The following is a 12,642-nucleotide window of genomic DNA, read 5'->3' on the forward strand; positions in this document are numbered from 1 at the left end:
CCGGTCTTTATTCGGAGGGCACGTATTCTACAACTTCCAGATCGAAACCGGATATCGCATTAAATTTCATTGGCGCACTCATCAGGCGCATTTTGCGTACACCCAGGTCACGCAGGATCTGCGAGCCGGCACCGACAATGCTGTAGGTGGTCGGTTTTTTCGGCTGTGCGTGGTCGGCGGTTTCGCGGATATGCGCCAGCAACACATCGCCATCGAGTGGGTGACCGAGCAACAGCACCACACCGCTGCCAGCCTCGGCAACCGCGGCCATGGCGGCTCGCAGGCTCCAGCGACCTGGCTGCTTGACCATCAACAGGTCGCGCAGCGGGTCCATGTTGTGCACGCGAACCAGGGTCGGTTCTTCGGCGCAAATGGTGCCCAGGGTCAGTGCCATGTGCACGTCGCCTTCCACTGAATCACGATAGGTCACCAGATTGAACTGGCCCAATTCGCTGTCCAGCGGCTGCTCGGCAATCCGCTGAACGGTACGTTCGTGGATCATCCGGTAGTGAATCAGGTCGGCGATGGTGCCGATCTTGATGTTGTGTTCGGCGGCGAAGGTTTCCAGCTCGGCGCGACGGGACATGGTGCCGTCGTCGTTCATCACTTCGCAGATCACCCCGCTCGGCTCGAAACCGGCCATGCGCGCCAGGTCGCAAGCCGCTTCGGTGTGGCCGGCACGGGCCAGGGTGCCGCCGGCCTGGGCCATCAGCGGGAAGATGTGACCGGGGCTGACGATGTCTTCGGCCTTGGCGTCCTTGGCAGCGGCCGCTTGCACGGTGCGCGCACGGTCAGCCGCAGAGATACCGGTGGTGACACCGACAGCGGCTTCAATGGACACGGTGAACTTGGTGCCAAAACCGGAGCCGTTGCGCGGCGCCATCAATGGCAGCTTGAGCAGTTCGCAGCGCTCGCGGCTCATCGGCATGCAGATCAGGCCACGAGCGTGCTTGGCCATGAAGTTGATGTGTTCAGGCTGGCAGCACTCGGCGGCCATGATCAGGTCGCCTTCGTTCTCGCGGTCTTCGTCATCCATGAGGATGACCATCTTGCCTTGGCGGATGTCTTCAACCAGTTCTTCGATGCTATTGAGCGCCACGCGGCACCCCCTTGAGTCAGGATTTGAGGTAGCCGTTGGCGGCCAGAAAGCTTTCGGTAATGTTGCCCTTCGAGGATTCTGCAGCCTTGTCACCCAGCAACAGACGCTCCAGGTAACGGGCCAGCAGATCGACCTCAAGGTTGACCCGGCGACCTGGCTGGTAAGACGCCATGATGGTTTCGCTCAGGGTGTGCGGAATGATCGTCAGCAAGAACTCGGCGCCGTCGACCGCGTTCACCGTCAGGCTGGTGCCGTCGACCGTGATCGAGCCTTTATGGGCGATGTATTTGGCCAGGTCTTTCGGCGCACGAATGCGGAACTCCACGGCACGGGCATTTTCGGTACGCGCAACCACTTCGCCGACACCGTCGACGTGACCGCTGACCAGGTGCCCACCGAGGCGAGTGGTCGGGGTCAGGGCTTTTTCCAGGTTGACCGGGCTGCCGCTTTTCAGGTCATTCATGGCGGTGCAGTCGAGGGTTTCGCGACTGACATCCGCTGCAAAGCCATTGCCCGGCAGTTCAACCGCCGTCAGGCAGACGCCATTGACCGCGATGCTGTCGCCGAGTTTGACGTCGCTCAGATCGAGCTTGCCGGTTTCTACGTGAACCCGCACATCGCCGCCTTTGGGGGTCAATGCACGGATGCTGCCGATGGATTCGATGATGCCGGTAAACATGGAGTCCTCCTCGAGAACAAAACCTTCGCTTGTGGCGCAGGTCGGGAATTATACGCTCGCCGATGGCATAGGGATGGCAGTGACTCGCCAGTCATCGCCCACTGCGCGGATTTCTGTGATTTTCAGCTCCGGCGCATCCTTCATTTGCGCGAGTGGCCAGTCCAGCAATGGTCGCGCCGTGGAGCCGAGGAACTTGCCCGCGATGAAGATCTGGAACTCGTCCACCAACCCTTGCTGGGCAAACGCTCCGGCCAGACGCGGGCCGGCTTCCACCAGCACTTCGTTGACGCCACGGGCGGCGAGTTCGAGCAACAGCTTGCGCAGGTCGACCTGGCCATCGTCGCCAGGCACGATCAGGCATTCAGGACCGTTGGCGTATTGCTCTTCCACCGCGACACAGGTGGCGACCAGCGCCGGGCCTGCCTTGAAGAACGGCGCGTCGAGCGGCACGCGCAGACGGCCGTCGACCAGCACGCGAAGCGGCGGGCGGCTCATGGCGAGCGCAGTTTGCTCGGCGTCGAGGCCCAACTCATCGGCACGCACGGTCAAGCGCGCGTCATCGGCCAGCACCGTGTCGGCACCGGTCAACACGACGCTGGCCTGCGCCCGCAGACGTTGTACAGCCGAGCGGGCGGCGGGACCGGTGATCCATTGGCTTTCGCCGCTGGCCATGGCGGTACGACCGTCGAGGCTCATCGCTAACTTGACCCGCACGAACGGCAAGCCGTGTTCCATGCGCTTGAGAAAACCTTCATTGAGCTTGCGCGCCTCGCCTTCGAGCACGCCGCTGCGGGTCTCGATGCCCGCCTGCTCCAGACGCTGCAGACCGCGGCCGGCGACTTCCGGGTTCGGGTCCTGCATCGCCGCAACGACTCGCGCCAGGCCGGCGTTCACCAGCGCATCGGCGCACGGCGGCGTGCGGCCATGATGGCTGCAAGGCTCCAGCGTGACGTAGGCGGTGGCGCCGCGGGCGTTTTCGCCGGCGGCGCGCAAGGCGTGGACTTCGGCATGCGGCTCGCCGGCGCGCACATGCCAGCCTTCGCCGACAATCTGCCCGTCACGCACGATCACGCAGCCCACCCGAGGGTTGGGATGGGTGGTGTAGTGACCTTTGCGCGCCAGTTCCAGCGCGCGCGCCATGTAATGGGCGTCAAGAATCGCTTGTTCTGAAGAAATCGTCATGGTTTGACCGGCTCACGGGCCAGGCGATCGATCTCTTCGCGGAACTCGTTGAGGTCCTGGAAGCGGCGATACACCGAAGCGAAACGAATGTAGGCGACTTCATCGAGCTTTTGCAGCTCGGCCATCACCAGTTCACCGACCACGAGGGACTTGACCTCGCGTTCACCGGTCGCCCGCAGTTTGTGTTTGATATGGGCCAGCGCCGCTTCCAGGCGTTCGACGCTTACCGGGCGCTTCTCCAGCGCACGCTGCATGCCGGCGCGAAGTTTTTCTTCGTCGAATGGCTGACGGCTACCGTCGGTTTTGATCAGGCGCGGCAACACCAGTTCGGCGGTTTCGAACGTCGTGAAACGTTCGCCGCAGGCCAGGCATTCGCGCCGGCGGCGCACCTGTTCGCCCTCGGCGACCAGACGCGAGTCGATGACCTTGGTGTCGTTGGCACCGCAGAAGGGACAGTGCATGGTGGCAGGCAACAAAAAAAGGGAGGGCCATGGTAGCGCATCCCACTGGCAAGACAAGCCATAGGGTTTGCGGTATACAGACGGGCTACACTGACTGATCGATGGATTTCATTTTGCTGGAGCTGCAAATGCCGCTAAGACCGCTTGTTTTACTCAGTCTCATCGGCCTGTTGGTCGCGTGTAGCAGCGCACCCAAACCGGCGGCACCGACCCCGGGCCCTGCGCCGCAGATGGCTCAGAAGAAGGCCCAGGCCTCGGCCGACCTCGGACCGCTGCCCGCGTACCAACGGGAATTGAGCGGCACCTTGCAGGGCGTGCCGGCCGGCGCCGAGGTTGAACTGGCGCTGCTAGTGATCGACGAGCGCTCCCGGCCGCAGCAATTGCTCGCCAGCGCCAACCTGATCGGCAACAACAAGGTTCTGCCGTTCCGTCTGCGATTCAATCCCGACTCGTTCCCGGTCGGTGCACGCGTCGAACTGCGGGGTCGTGCCAGCCAGTCCGGACAGTTGATTTTGCATCTGCCGGCGCAACGCATCTTTGAGCCGAAGACCCAGGCCCTGGGCCAATTGCAGTTCCTCAAAGCGCCATGAATGCGCCGCTCGACCTGCAACAGGCGTTAAGTGAACTGCTCGGCGATGCACAGCTGGTCCCGTGTCCGCTGCCTGAGACCACGCTGAAACTCTGGCTGATCGACGGCGACAACATGGACCGCGCCTTCAGCCCGGAAGAAACCCGGCGCATTCTCCACGAGCCGCCGTACTGGAGTTTTTGCTGGGCCAGCGGCCTGGCGATGGCCCGTTACCTGGCGGAACATCCGCAATGGGTTGCCGGCAAGCGCGTGCTGGATTTCGGCGCCGGCTCCGGGGTGGCGGGGATTGCAGCGGTCAAGGCCGGGGCGCTGGAAGTGGTGGCCTGTGATCTTGATCCACTGGCGATTGCAGCCTGCCGGGCGAATGCCGAACTCAATGACGTCACGCTCAGCTACTCGACAGACTTTTTTGCCGAGGCCGATCGTTTTGATCTGATTCTGGTGGCCGACGTGTTGTACGACCGGGCCAACCTGCCGTTGCTCGATGAGTTTCTCAGCCGTGGCCGCGAGGCGTTGGTAGCAGATTCGCGGGTACGGGATTTCCGTCATCCGTTGTATCAACGGCTGGAAATGCTTGAGGCGATGACCTTGCCGGACCTGGCCGAACCGGAAGAGTTTCGGCATGTGAGCCTGTACCACGCGCAGCGCGGCTAGCTAAAAGCATCGCGAGCAGGCTCGCTCCCACATTGGTTTTGTGTCGAGCACAGATTTTGTGGCAGGCATTGGTCCCTGTGGGAGCGAGCCTGCTCGCGATGGCGGTTTATCAGACACCTGAGGACTTACTGCCGCCCCCGCCAAGCCTTATAGTTCCCCCATTCACGTTTCTTCGAGATGCCCCATGAGTCAAGACACGCCGTATATCTTCGACGCCACTACTGCCGATTTCGACCAGTCGGTGATCGAGAACTCGTTCCACAAGCCGGTGCTGGTGGATTTCTGGGCTGAATGGTGTGCACCGTGCAAGGCGCTGATGCCGATGCTGCAATCCATCGCCGAGAGCTATCAGGGCGAGTTGCTGCTGGCCAAGGTCAACTGCGACGTCGAGCCGGACATCGTTTCGCGCTTCGGCATTCGCAGCCTGCCGACGGTAGTGCTGTTCAAGGATGGTCAACCGGTGGACGGCTTTGCCGGCGCACAGCCCGAGTCCGCTGTCCGCGCACTGCTTGAGCCACACGTGAAAATGCCACCACCGGCCGCTGCCGACCCGATCGAACAGGCTCAGGCGCTGTTCGACGAAGGTCGTTTCGCGGATGCCGAGGCCACACTGAAAGTGCTGCTGGGTGAGGACAATACCAACGCCCGCGCGCTGATCCTTTACGCGCGTTGCCTGACCGAACGCGGCGAATTGGGTGAAGCCCAGGCCGTGCTCGACGCGGTGAAAAGTGATGAACACAAAGCGGCACTGGCCGGCGCCAAGGCGCAAATCAAGTTTCTCGGCCAGGCCGCTGACTTGCCGGATGTCGCCGACCTGAAATCCCGTCTGGCGCAAAACCCGCAGGACGATGAAGCCGTCTACCAACTGGCGGTCCAGCAACTGGCCCGTCAACAATACGAGCCGGCACTGGACTCCCTGCTCAAGCTGTTCATCCGCAATCGCAGCTACAGCGAAGGGTTGCCGCACAAGACCCTGCTGCAAGTGTTCGAACTGCTGGGCAACGATCACCCGCTGGTGACCGTTTACCGCCGCAAGCTGTTTGCAGCACTCTACTAGACCTGCTCGATCCAGCTATAGAGCGGCGTATCCCCGCCGCTCACTACCTTGACCTCCGGGCTATGGCGCAAGCGCACCAGCAGACGTTTGCCTGCGACAGTGTTGCCGGTCAAACCCTCCAGTTGCTCCAGCAGATCCGGCCCCGTCAATTGCCCGGACGTGCGCAGCAGATCCTTGGCAAGCTGCCACAGCACCTCATCCTGATTGACCGGTTTGACCACCGAATCGGTCACCACTGCTGCGCTTTCTGACTTGCTTACCTGCAACTGCGCGCCAAGCCGCGCCCAATCTCCATCATCCAGTTCCAGGGTCAAATCCACCGGCCAATCGCCGATACTTCCACGAATGCGCAACATTGGGGTTTCCTCAGGTTTATGACGAACATGCTCCCATGCGTCTTGCGCAACGCCAAGCAGACAGTCAAACTCTCGCCACCATTGTTATAAGATTACATAACAAAATTTTCATCTTCCTTCCCGGAGAGAGTCCATGCGCCGTCTGTTACTCGCTTTGCCGTTTGCCCTGTTGCCGCTGGCTATCGCTCAAGCCGCTGAAGTTCATGATCACGAGCATGAACACGGCAGCCTGGGTGCCCACGAACATGGCGTCGGGCGCTTGAACGCGGCACTGGACGGTCAGACGCTGGAACTGGAGCTGGAAAGCCCGGCGATGAACCTGGTGGGTTTTGAACACGTTGCCAGCACTGATGCAGACAAGGCCAAAGTCGCCGCCGCCCGTGCGCAACTGGAGAAACCGCTGGTGCTGTTCAGCCTGCCAAAAGCCGCCAACTGCGTGGTCAGCCAGCAAGAACTGAACAGCCCGCTGTTCGGTGACAAACCGGATGCCGATGATCATGACGACGATGACGACCACGCGACCGACGGTAAAGGCCTGGCGGCCGAAGAACATCATCACGATCACAGCGAAATCCACGCGCACTACCAATTCACCTGCGCCACCCCGGGTGCGCTGAAGACTCTGGACTTGTCGCAAGTGTTCACGACCTTCCCCGCGACACAGAAAATTCAGGTACAACTCATCAGCCCAAGCGGCCAGCAAGGGGTTGAAGTGACCTCCAAAGCTGCTGCCCTGAAATTCTGATTCACCGCACATCCCCCCTGTGGGAGCGAGCCTGCTCGCGATGAGGCCCGCACACTCAACATTGATGCGACTGTAAGACCGCTATCGCGAGCAGGCTCGCTCCCACAGGTGATCAACACTCATGAAATCGGCGCTATGACCCAAGCACTCATCGAACTGTCAGACCTGGGCTTCAACTGGCCCGGTCACCCGCCTTTACTGGATATCCCGGCGTTTCGCCTGGAGCCCGGTGAAACGCTGTTTCTCAAAGGTCCCAGCGGCAGTGGCAAGACCACCCTGCTCGGCCTGCTCGGTGGTGTGCAGAAACCCAATCGCGGGAGCATTCGCCTGCTTGGCCAGGAGCTGACCGAGCTGTCGGCCGGGGCCCGCGACCACTTTCGGGTCGACCACACGGGCTATATCTTCCAGCAGTTCAACCTGCTGCCGTTTCTCTCGGTGCGCGAGAACGTCGAGCTGCCGTGTCACTTCTCCAAACTGCGCGCCAGCCGCGCGATTCAGCGCCACGGCAGCATTGATCAGGCGGCGGCGACCTTACTCGCGCACCTGGGGCTCAAGGATGAAAACATACTCGGCCGCCGTGCCGATTCACTGTCCATCGGCCAACAACAGCGGGTCGCCGCTGCCCGTGCGCTGATCGGGCAGCCGGAACTGGTGATCGCCGACGAACCGACCTCGGCGCTGGATTACGACGCCCGCGAGGCATTTATCCGTTTGCTGTTCGCCGAGTGCCGTGAAGCCGGTTCCAGCCTGCTGTTCGTCAGTCACGACCAGAGCCTGGCGCCGCTGTTCGATCGTCACCTGTCGCTGGCCGAACTCAATCGCGCCGCCACGCCGCTCGAGGTCTGAAATGTATTTGTTTCGTCTAGCCATGGCCAGCCTGGCTAACCGCCGCTTCACCGCGATCCTCACCGCATTCGCCATCGCCCTGTCGGTCTGCCTGCTGCTGGCGGTGGAACGGGTACGCACCGAAGCCAAGAACAGTTTCGCCAGCACCATCAGCGGCACCGACCTGATTGTCGGCGCGCGCTCAGGCTCGGTGAACCTGTTGCTGTACTCGGTGTTTCGCATTGGCAACGCCACCAACAACATTCGTTGGGACAGCTTCGAGCATTTCGCCAACAACCCGAAAGTGAAGTGGGCGATCCCGATTTCCCTCGGTGACTCGCATCGCGGTTATCGAGTGATGGGCACCACCGACGCCTACTTCCAGCATTACCAGTACGGCCATCAGCAAAACCTGCAACTGGCCAGCGGCCGGGCGTTTGCCACGGATCCGTTCGAAGTGGTGCTGGGTGCCGAAGTGGCCGATGCGCTGCATTACAAGCTCGGCGACAAACTGGTGCTGGCTCACGGCGTGGCGGTGATCAGTCTGGTCAAGCATGACGACAAGCCGTTCACCGTGGTCGGCATCCTGAAACGCACCGGCACCCCGGTCGACCGCACGTTGCACATCAGCCTCGGCGGCATGGAGGCGATTCACATCGATTGGCACAACGGTGTGCCGGCCCAGGGCAGCGGTCGGATCAGCGCCGACCAGGCGCGCAACATGGACCTCACGCCGCAAGCCATCACCGCGTTCATGCTCGGCCTCAACAACAAGATTTCGACCTTCGCCGTACAACGCGAAATCAATGAGTTCCGTGGCGAGCCGATGCTGGCGATCCTCCCGGGCGTCGCCTTGCAGGAACTCTGGAGCCTGATGGGCACCGCTGAAAAAGCGCTGTTCGTGGTGTCGCTGTTTGTGGTGCTGACCGGGTTGATCGGCATGCTCACGGCGATTCTCACCAGCCTCAACGAACGTCGCCGCGAGATGGCGATCCTGCGTTCGGTCGGCGCCCGGCCATGGCACATTGCAACGCTGCTGGTGCTGGAAGCCTTTGCATTGGCGCTGTCTGGAGTGGTTGCGGGCCTGGCGCTGCTGTATGTATGCATCGCCGCCGCCCAAGGCTACGTGCAATCGACCTACGGCTTGTACCTGCCACTGGCCTGGCCAAGCGAGTATGAATGGACGCTGCTCGGTGGCATCCTGATCGCCGCGCTGCTGATGGGCAGCGTGCCGGCCTGGCGCGCCTATCGCCAATCGTTGGCCGATGGTCTGTCGATCCGTTTATGAGGACACTGAAAATGCTCCGCGCTCTGCCTGCGCTGTTGATGCTGGTCGCCCTGCCCCTGTGGGCGGCCGCACCGAAAGACCTGACCTGGGCGGAAATGATCCCGCCCGACGCGCCGGCAGAAGTGCCGAACATGAAACCGCTGCACGACCTGTCGCAGATGAGCAGCGCGTTGTCCGCCGAGTCCGCGCCGGCAGCCAAGCAAGAGATGCCTAATGCGCCGGTGGTAAAAAGCCTCGACGGCAAGAATATTCGCCTGCCGGGTTACATCGTGCCGCTGGAAGTCAGCGAGGAAGGTCGCACCACCGATTTTCTGCTGGTGCCGTATTTCGGCGCGTGCATCCACGTACCGCCTCCGCCGTCGAACCAGATTGTCCACGTCAAAAGCAAGGGTGGGGTGAAGCTCGACGAGCTCTATCAGCCGTACTGGATTGAAGGTGCAATGCAGGTCAAAGCGTCGACCAGCGAATTGGCGGATGCCGGGTATCAGATGGATGCGGACAAGATCTACGTGTACGAATTGCCGGAGTGAAACCGCTAGTTATTCGTCGCCTGAAGATAGTCATCGCGAGCAAGCTCGCTCCCACAAAGGCACCGCTGAACCTGTGGGAGCGAGCCTGCTCGCGATGGCGGCACCGCTATAGCAAAGGATTCCCCCCGATTCAAACCCCATCACCCTTTCATTGAGCTGAGTCAAAAACCCCGTTCCTGACGCTTCGTACCATTGGAGATACAGAATTTGAATCTTCCTTTGGAGCCCTCATGCACAAGTCATTGCTCAGCGCGTCCCTCATTGCATTCGCGCTTGCAACCCCCCTCGCCCAAGCCCATGAAGCCGGTGACATCATCGTTCGGGCCGGTGCAATCACCGTCAACCCGACAGCCGGCAGTTCCAGCGTCAAGGTTGATCGCGGTCCTTTGGCGGGTGCCGATCTGGGTGGCAAGGCGACCATGGACAGCAGCACGCAGCTGGGCCTGAACTTCGCATACATGCTCACCCCCGATATCGGCATCGAGCTGCTCGCCGCCTCGCCGTTCCAGCATGACGTGAACCTCAAAGGCACCTCCCTGGGCGCGGCCAACGGTAAGCTCGGCACCCTCAAACACCTGCCGCCGACCCTGAGCGTGGTTTACTACCCGCTCAACAACAAGTCTGCATTCCAGCCGTATGTGGGCGCCGGTATCAACTACACCTGGATCTACGACGAAAAGCTCAGTAACGAAGCGCAAGCCAACGGCTTCAGCAACTTCAAGACGAAAAACTCCTGGGGCCTCGCATGGCAGGTCGGTGCCGATTACATGCTGACCGACCACATCATGCTCAACGGCCAAGTGCGCTACATCGACATCGACACCACCGGCTACGTGGACAACAACGCAGTCGCCCCCGGCACCCGCGCCAAGGTCAACATCGACGTGGACCCGTGGATCTACATGGTGGGTCTGGGTTACAAGTTCTAAATCCGGGTTCACGCGCAAGGCCCTCTTGAGGCCAATACCAGAACCTGTGGGAGCGAGCCTGCTCGCGATGGCGGTTTGTCAGTCAACATCGATGTTGAATGTCACTCAGCTATCGCGAGCAGGCTCGCTCCCACATGGGTTTAGCTAGGTTTTCATGACTGCGAAAAGCTTAGCGCCCCAGTAACCGCGCCAGCCCGACGCTCATTGGCGTCTGCTCAGGGAAGGTGAAGCGCTGCAACAGACRCTGGTTGTTCGCCCGCGAATGGCGGATGTCGCCGGAGCGTGCCGGGCCGTAGGTGATTGGCGGCAACTGCCCCACCACTTCCTCCAAGGCCTGGAGCATTTGCTTGAGGGTCGTCGCCTGATTCCAGCCGACATTCACCGCGCCCACTTCAAGCGTCGGCATTTCGATGGCCTGCACCAGCAGGTCGACCAGGTCTTCGACATAGACAAAGTCGCGGGTCTGCTCGCCGTCACCGAACACGGTGATTGGCAGGCCTTTCTGCGCCCGCTCGCTGAAAATGCTGATCACCCCGGAGTACGGCGATGACGGATCCTGCCGCGGACCGAAGATGTTGAAGAAACGGAAAATCGCCGGTTCCAGACCGTGCTGACGACGGTAGAAGTCGAGGTAGTACTCGCCGGCCAGCTTGTCTGAGGCATACGGCGTGAGCGGGGCCTTGGCGGTCTCTTCGTCGATCGACTCGCCTTCACCGTTATTGCCGTAGACCGCTGCGCTTGAGGCGAACAGCACGCGCTTGACACCGGCCTGACGCATCGCTTCGCAGACGTTCAAGGTGCCGATGAAATTGCTCTGGTGAGTGCGCACCGGATCATCCACCGATGCCTGGACCGACGCCACGGCGGCCAAATGCGCCACGGCGCTGCAACCGATCATCACCCTTGCCACCAGCGCAGCATCGGCGACGTCACCTTCGATCAGTTCGACCCGTGGATTGTCCAGCGGCAGGTTGCTGCGTTTACCGGTGGACAGGTCGTCGAGGATGCGCACCGAATACCCTTTGGCGAGCAAGGCGTCAGCAAGGTGCGAACCAATGAAGCCGGCACCGCCGGTGATCAAAACAGGGCCATCAGCCATGACGATAAAACCTATCCAGTAAGCTTGGGAGCGCAGCGCGCCAGGCGCGCGGCTTGATCCCGAAGGTGTGCAGAATTTTCTTGCAGGCGAGTACCGCGTGCTGCGGTTCTTCGGCGGCATCCGGCCGTGCGGCGTGGGCCTGCGCGGTCGGTGCTTCAATGGCCAGCGGGTGCAGATTGCGCGCTTCGGCGAGGATCGCCTGCCCCAGCGCCAGCGGCGTGGTCGCCTCATGCCCGGCGTAGTGGTAAGTGCCCCATAGTGGCGCTGCGCAATCGAGTTGCTTGAGCACCGAAATGATCACCCGCGCAGCATCGTCCACCGGTGTCGGGTTGCCACGCCGGTCATCGGCCATCAGCAGCTCTCCAGGTAACTCGGCACGCGCGAGGAAACGCCCCAGGGTGCCGTCGACGCTGTCATCGAGCAACCAGCCAAAACGCAGCATCACGTGTTGCGGGCAGGTCGCGCGCACACTTTGCTCGATACGCCACAAGGCCTGACCACGCAGCCCCAGCGGCACCGGTTCGTCTTTTTCGCTGTAGGCCGTCGCCCGGGAGCCATCGAATACCCGATAGCTGGAAGGCTGCACCAGGACAATATTGTGATGCTGGCACAGTTCGGCCAGCCGCTCGACCGCCCGCTCTTGTGCAGCCAAACGCGCCTCGGCCACGCTCTCCGCCTGAAACCAGTCGAAGTAATAGGCGAGATTGATCAGCGCATCGGGACGAGTGTCGTCGAGCAACTGCGTCAGGCTTGCGGCGTCCCAGCCGTCTTGCGGTGGACGGGGGGCGAGGAAACCGATGTCTTCCTCTGCACCGAGGCGAATCAGCGCCTGCCCAAGGGCATTTCCGCCACCCAGTAACATAAGGCGCATTCGCATAGAGTCAGCAGGCCCAGTCTGTTTGGAACGATGATTTGATCGGCACAGCCCGCAGGCTTTGCCGCTGAGAATTGCCAGAATCGTTGCATTTTGCGGGTTTAAAGCGCAACCGTCACTCGTAAAGTGTAGATACCTTGGACACAGGGTGCTGCTACTGGCCCCATCGCGAGCAGGCTCGCTCCCACATGGGCTCTGCGGTGGGCCGGGATATTGTGATCTACACACCCCCCCTGTGGGAGCGAGCCTGCTCGCGATGGGGCACCGAGGATCGC

General features: G+C 61.5%; 15 protein-coding genes. 8 read left to right on the forward strand and 7 right to left on the reverse strand.

Annotated features, from left to right (window positions below):
• Window positions 1-7 precede the first annotated feature (7 nt).
• From ribBA to nrdR, 4 genes are read right to left on the reverse strand one after another with little or no spacing between them, the layout of a single operon-like run.
• On the reverse strand, window positions 8-1,099 hold the full coding sequence (gene ribBA, locus AC1DHT_RS07550; protein ID WP_054594246.1) for a bifunctional 3,4-dihydroxy-2-butanone-4-phosphate synthase/GTP cyclohydrolase II: 1,092 nt from the start codon (window positions 1,097-1,099) through the stop codon (window positions 8-10).
• A gap of 16 nt (window positions 1,100-1,115) precedes the next feature.
• Entirely contained in the window at window positions 1,116-1,778 is a 663-nt protein-coding gene (locus AC1DHT_RS07555) for a riboflavin synthase (RefSeq protein WP_081427298.1), read from the reverse strand.
• Window positions 1,779-1,826: 48 nt separating this feature from the next.
• Window positions 1,827-2,960, reverse strand: a complete 1,134-nt coding sequence (gene ribD / locus AC1DHT_RS07560; RefSeq protein WP_427541669.1) for a bifunctional diaminohydroxyphosphoribosylaminopyrimidine deaminase/5-amino-6-(5-phosphoribosylamino)uracil reductase RibD — start codon at window positions 2,958-2,960, stop codon at window positions 1,827-1,829.
• Window positions 2,957-3,421, reverse strand: coding sequence for a transcriptional regulator NrdR (gene nrdR / locus AC1DHT_RS07565; protein ID WP_019693850.1), 465 nt, complete (start codon window positions 3,419-3,421; stop codon window positions 2,957-2,959). Before nrdR ends, ribD begins: the two co-directional genes overlap by 4 nt.
• A 128-nt stretch (window positions 3,422-3,549) precedes the next feature.
• Here nrdR and AC1DHT_RS07570 point away from each other — a divergent pair, with 128 nt between their 5' ends.
• The 3 genes from AC1DHT_RS07570 to trxA all read left to right on the forward strand — a co-directional run bounded on the left by AC1DHT_RS07570 (window position 3,550) and on the right by trxA (window position 5,721).
• Window positions 3,550-4,011, forward strand: a complete 462-nt coding sequence (locus AC1DHT_RS07570; RefSeq protein WP_427541663.1) for a hypothetical protein — start codon at window positions 3,550-3,552, stop codon at window positions 4,009-4,011.
• Window positions 4,008-4,664: a class I SAM-dependent methyltransferase gene (locus AC1DHT_RS07575; RefSeq protein ID WP_427541660.1), complete on the forward strand. Its 657-nt coding sequence runs from the start codon at window positions 4,008-4,010 to the stop codon at window positions 4,662-4,664. The genes AC1DHT_RS07570 and AC1DHT_RS07575 overlap by 4 nt, the downstream gene beginning before the upstream one ends.
• 184 nt (window positions 4,665-4,848) lie before the next feature.
• A complete protein-coding gene (gene trxA, locus AC1DHT_RS07580) occupies window positions 4,849-5,721 on the forward strand; it encodes a thioredoxin (RefSeq protein WP_427541657.1) in 873 nt (290 codons plus the stop codon).
• Here the strand turns inward: trxA and AC1DHT_RS07585 are convergent.
• On the reverse strand, window positions 5,718-6,077 hold the full coding sequence (locus tag AC1DHT_RS07585) for a hypothetical protein (RefSeq protein ID WP_427541654.1): 360 nt from the start codon (window positions 6,075-6,077) through the stop codon (window positions 5,718-5,720). The genes trxA and AC1DHT_RS07585 overlap by 4 nt on opposite strands.
• Window positions 6,078-6,210: 133 nt before the next feature.
• Between AC1DHT_RS07585 and AC1DHT_RS07590 the strand changes: the two genes are divergently transcribed.
• The 5 genes from AC1DHT_RS07590 to AC1DHT_RS07610 all read left to right on the forward strand — a co-directional run bounded on the left by AC1DHT_RS07590 (window position 6,211) and on the right by AC1DHT_RS07610 (window position 10,394).
• Window positions 6,211-6,822 carry a DUF2796 domain-containing protein gene (locus AC1DHT_RS07590; RefSeq protein WP_427541651.1) on the forward strand — a complete coding sequence of 204 codons (612 nt, stop codon included), beginning with the start codon at window positions 6,211-6,213 and terminating at the stop codon, window positions 6,820-6,822.
• Between the two features lie 135 nt (window positions 6,823-6,957).
• Window positions 6,958-7,668 (forward strand): ABC transporter ATP-binding protein, encoded by a 711-nt coding sequence (locus AC1DHT_RS07595; RefSeq protein ID WP_427528525.1) that lies wholly within the window; start codon window positions 6,958-6,960, stop codon window positions 7,666-7,668.
• A gap of 1 nt (window position 7,669) precedes the next feature.
• A complete protein-coding gene (locus AC1DHT_RS07600) occupies window positions 7,670-8,935 on the forward strand; it encodes an ABC transporter permease (RefSeq protein ID WP_427541648.1) in 1,266 nt (421 codons plus the stop codon).
• Between the two features lie 11 nt (window positions 8,936-8,946).
• Complete coding sequence (locus tag AC1DHT_RS07605; RefSeq protein ID WP_427541645.1) at window positions 8,947-9,465, forward strand: DUF3299 domain-containing protein; 519 nt, start codon at window positions 8,947-8,949, stop codon at window positions 9,463-9,465.
• Window positions 9,466-9,695: 230 nt separating this feature from the next.
• Window positions 9,696-10,394 carry an OmpW/AlkL family protein gene (locus AC1DHT_RS07610; protein WP_427541642.1) on the forward strand — a complete coding sequence of 233 codons (699 nt, stop codon included), beginning with the start codon at window positions 9,696-9,698 and terminating at the stop codon, window positions 10,392-10,394.
• 169 nt (window positions 10,395-10,563) lie between these two features.
• On the opposite strand, the gene AC1DHT_RS07615 is transcribed toward AC1DHT_RS07610, so the two are convergent.
• Window positions 10,564-11,493, reverse strand: a complete 930-nt coding sequence (locus tag AC1DHT_RS07615; protein WP_477761317.1) for an NAD-dependent epimerase/dehydratase family protein — start codon at window positions 11,491-11,493, stop codon at window positions 10,564-10,566.
• The gene (locus tag AC1DHT_RS07620) at window positions 11,486-12,370 is read right to left on the reverse strand and encodes a sugar nucleotide-binding protein (RefSeq protein WP_427528516.1); all 885 of its coding nucleotides are present in this window, start codon (window positions 12,368-12,370) and stop codon (window positions 11,486-11,488) included. Before AC1DHT_RS07620 ends, AC1DHT_RS07615 begins: the two co-directional genes overlap by 8 nt.
• Between the last annotated feature and the right edge of the window lie 272 nt (window positions 12,371-12,642).

It is taken from the genome of Pseudomonas sp. 05N432, from assembly GCF_056396945.1.

Coding starts and splice junctions, on each gene's coding strand:
- AC1DHT_RS07585 (WP_427541654.1), bottom strand. CDS start 6,077: ATGTTGCGCATTCGTGGAAGTATCGGCGATTGGCCGGTGGATTTGACC.
- ribD (WP_427541669.1), bottom strand. CDS start 2,960: ATGACGATTTCTTCAGAACAAGCGATTCTTGACGCCCATTACATGGCG.
- AC1DHT_RS07570 (WP_427541663.1), top strand. CDS start 3,550: ATGCCGCTAAGACCGCTTGTTTTACTCAGTCTCATCGGCCTGTTGGTC.
- AC1DHT_RS07610 (WP_427541642.1), top strand. CDS start 9,696: ATGCACAAGTCATTGCTCAGCGCGTCCCTCATTGCATTCGCGCTTGCA.
- AC1DHT_RS07555 (WP_081427298.1), bottom strand. CDS start 1,778: ATGTTTACCGGCATCATCGAATCCATCGGCAGCATCCGTGCATTGACC.
- nrdR (WP_019693850.1), bottom strand. CDS start 3,421: ATGCACTGTCCCTTCTGCGGTGCCAACGACACCAAGGTCATCGACTCG.
- AC1DHT_RS07605 (WP_427541645.1), top strand. CDS start 8,947: ATGCTCCGCGCTCTGCCTGCGCTGTTGATGCTGGTCGCCCTGCCCCTG.
- AC1DHT_RS07620 (WP_427528516.1), bottom strand. CDS start 12,370: ATGCGAATGCGCCTTATGTTACTGGGTGGCGGAAATGCCCTTGGGCAG.
- trxA (WP_427541657.1), top strand. CDS start 4,849: ATGAGTCAAGACACGCCGTATATCTTCGACGCCACTACTGCCGATTTC.
- AC1DHT_RS07595 (WP_427528525.1), top strand. CDS start 6,958: ATGACCCAAGCACTCATCGAACTGTCAGACCTGGGCTTCAACTGGCCC.
- AC1DHT_RS07590 (WP_427541651.1), top strand. CDS start 6,211: ATGCGCCGTCTGTTACTCGCTTTGCCGTTTGCCCTGTTGCCGCTGGCT.
- AC1DHT_RS07575 (WP_427541660.1), top strand. CDS start 4,008: ATGAATGCGCCGCTCGACCTGCAACAGGCGTTAAGTGAACTGCTCGGC.
- AC1DHT_RS07600 (WP_427541648.1), top strand. CDS start 7,670: ATGTATTTGTTTCGTCTAGCCATGGCCAGCCTGGCTAACCGCCGCTTC.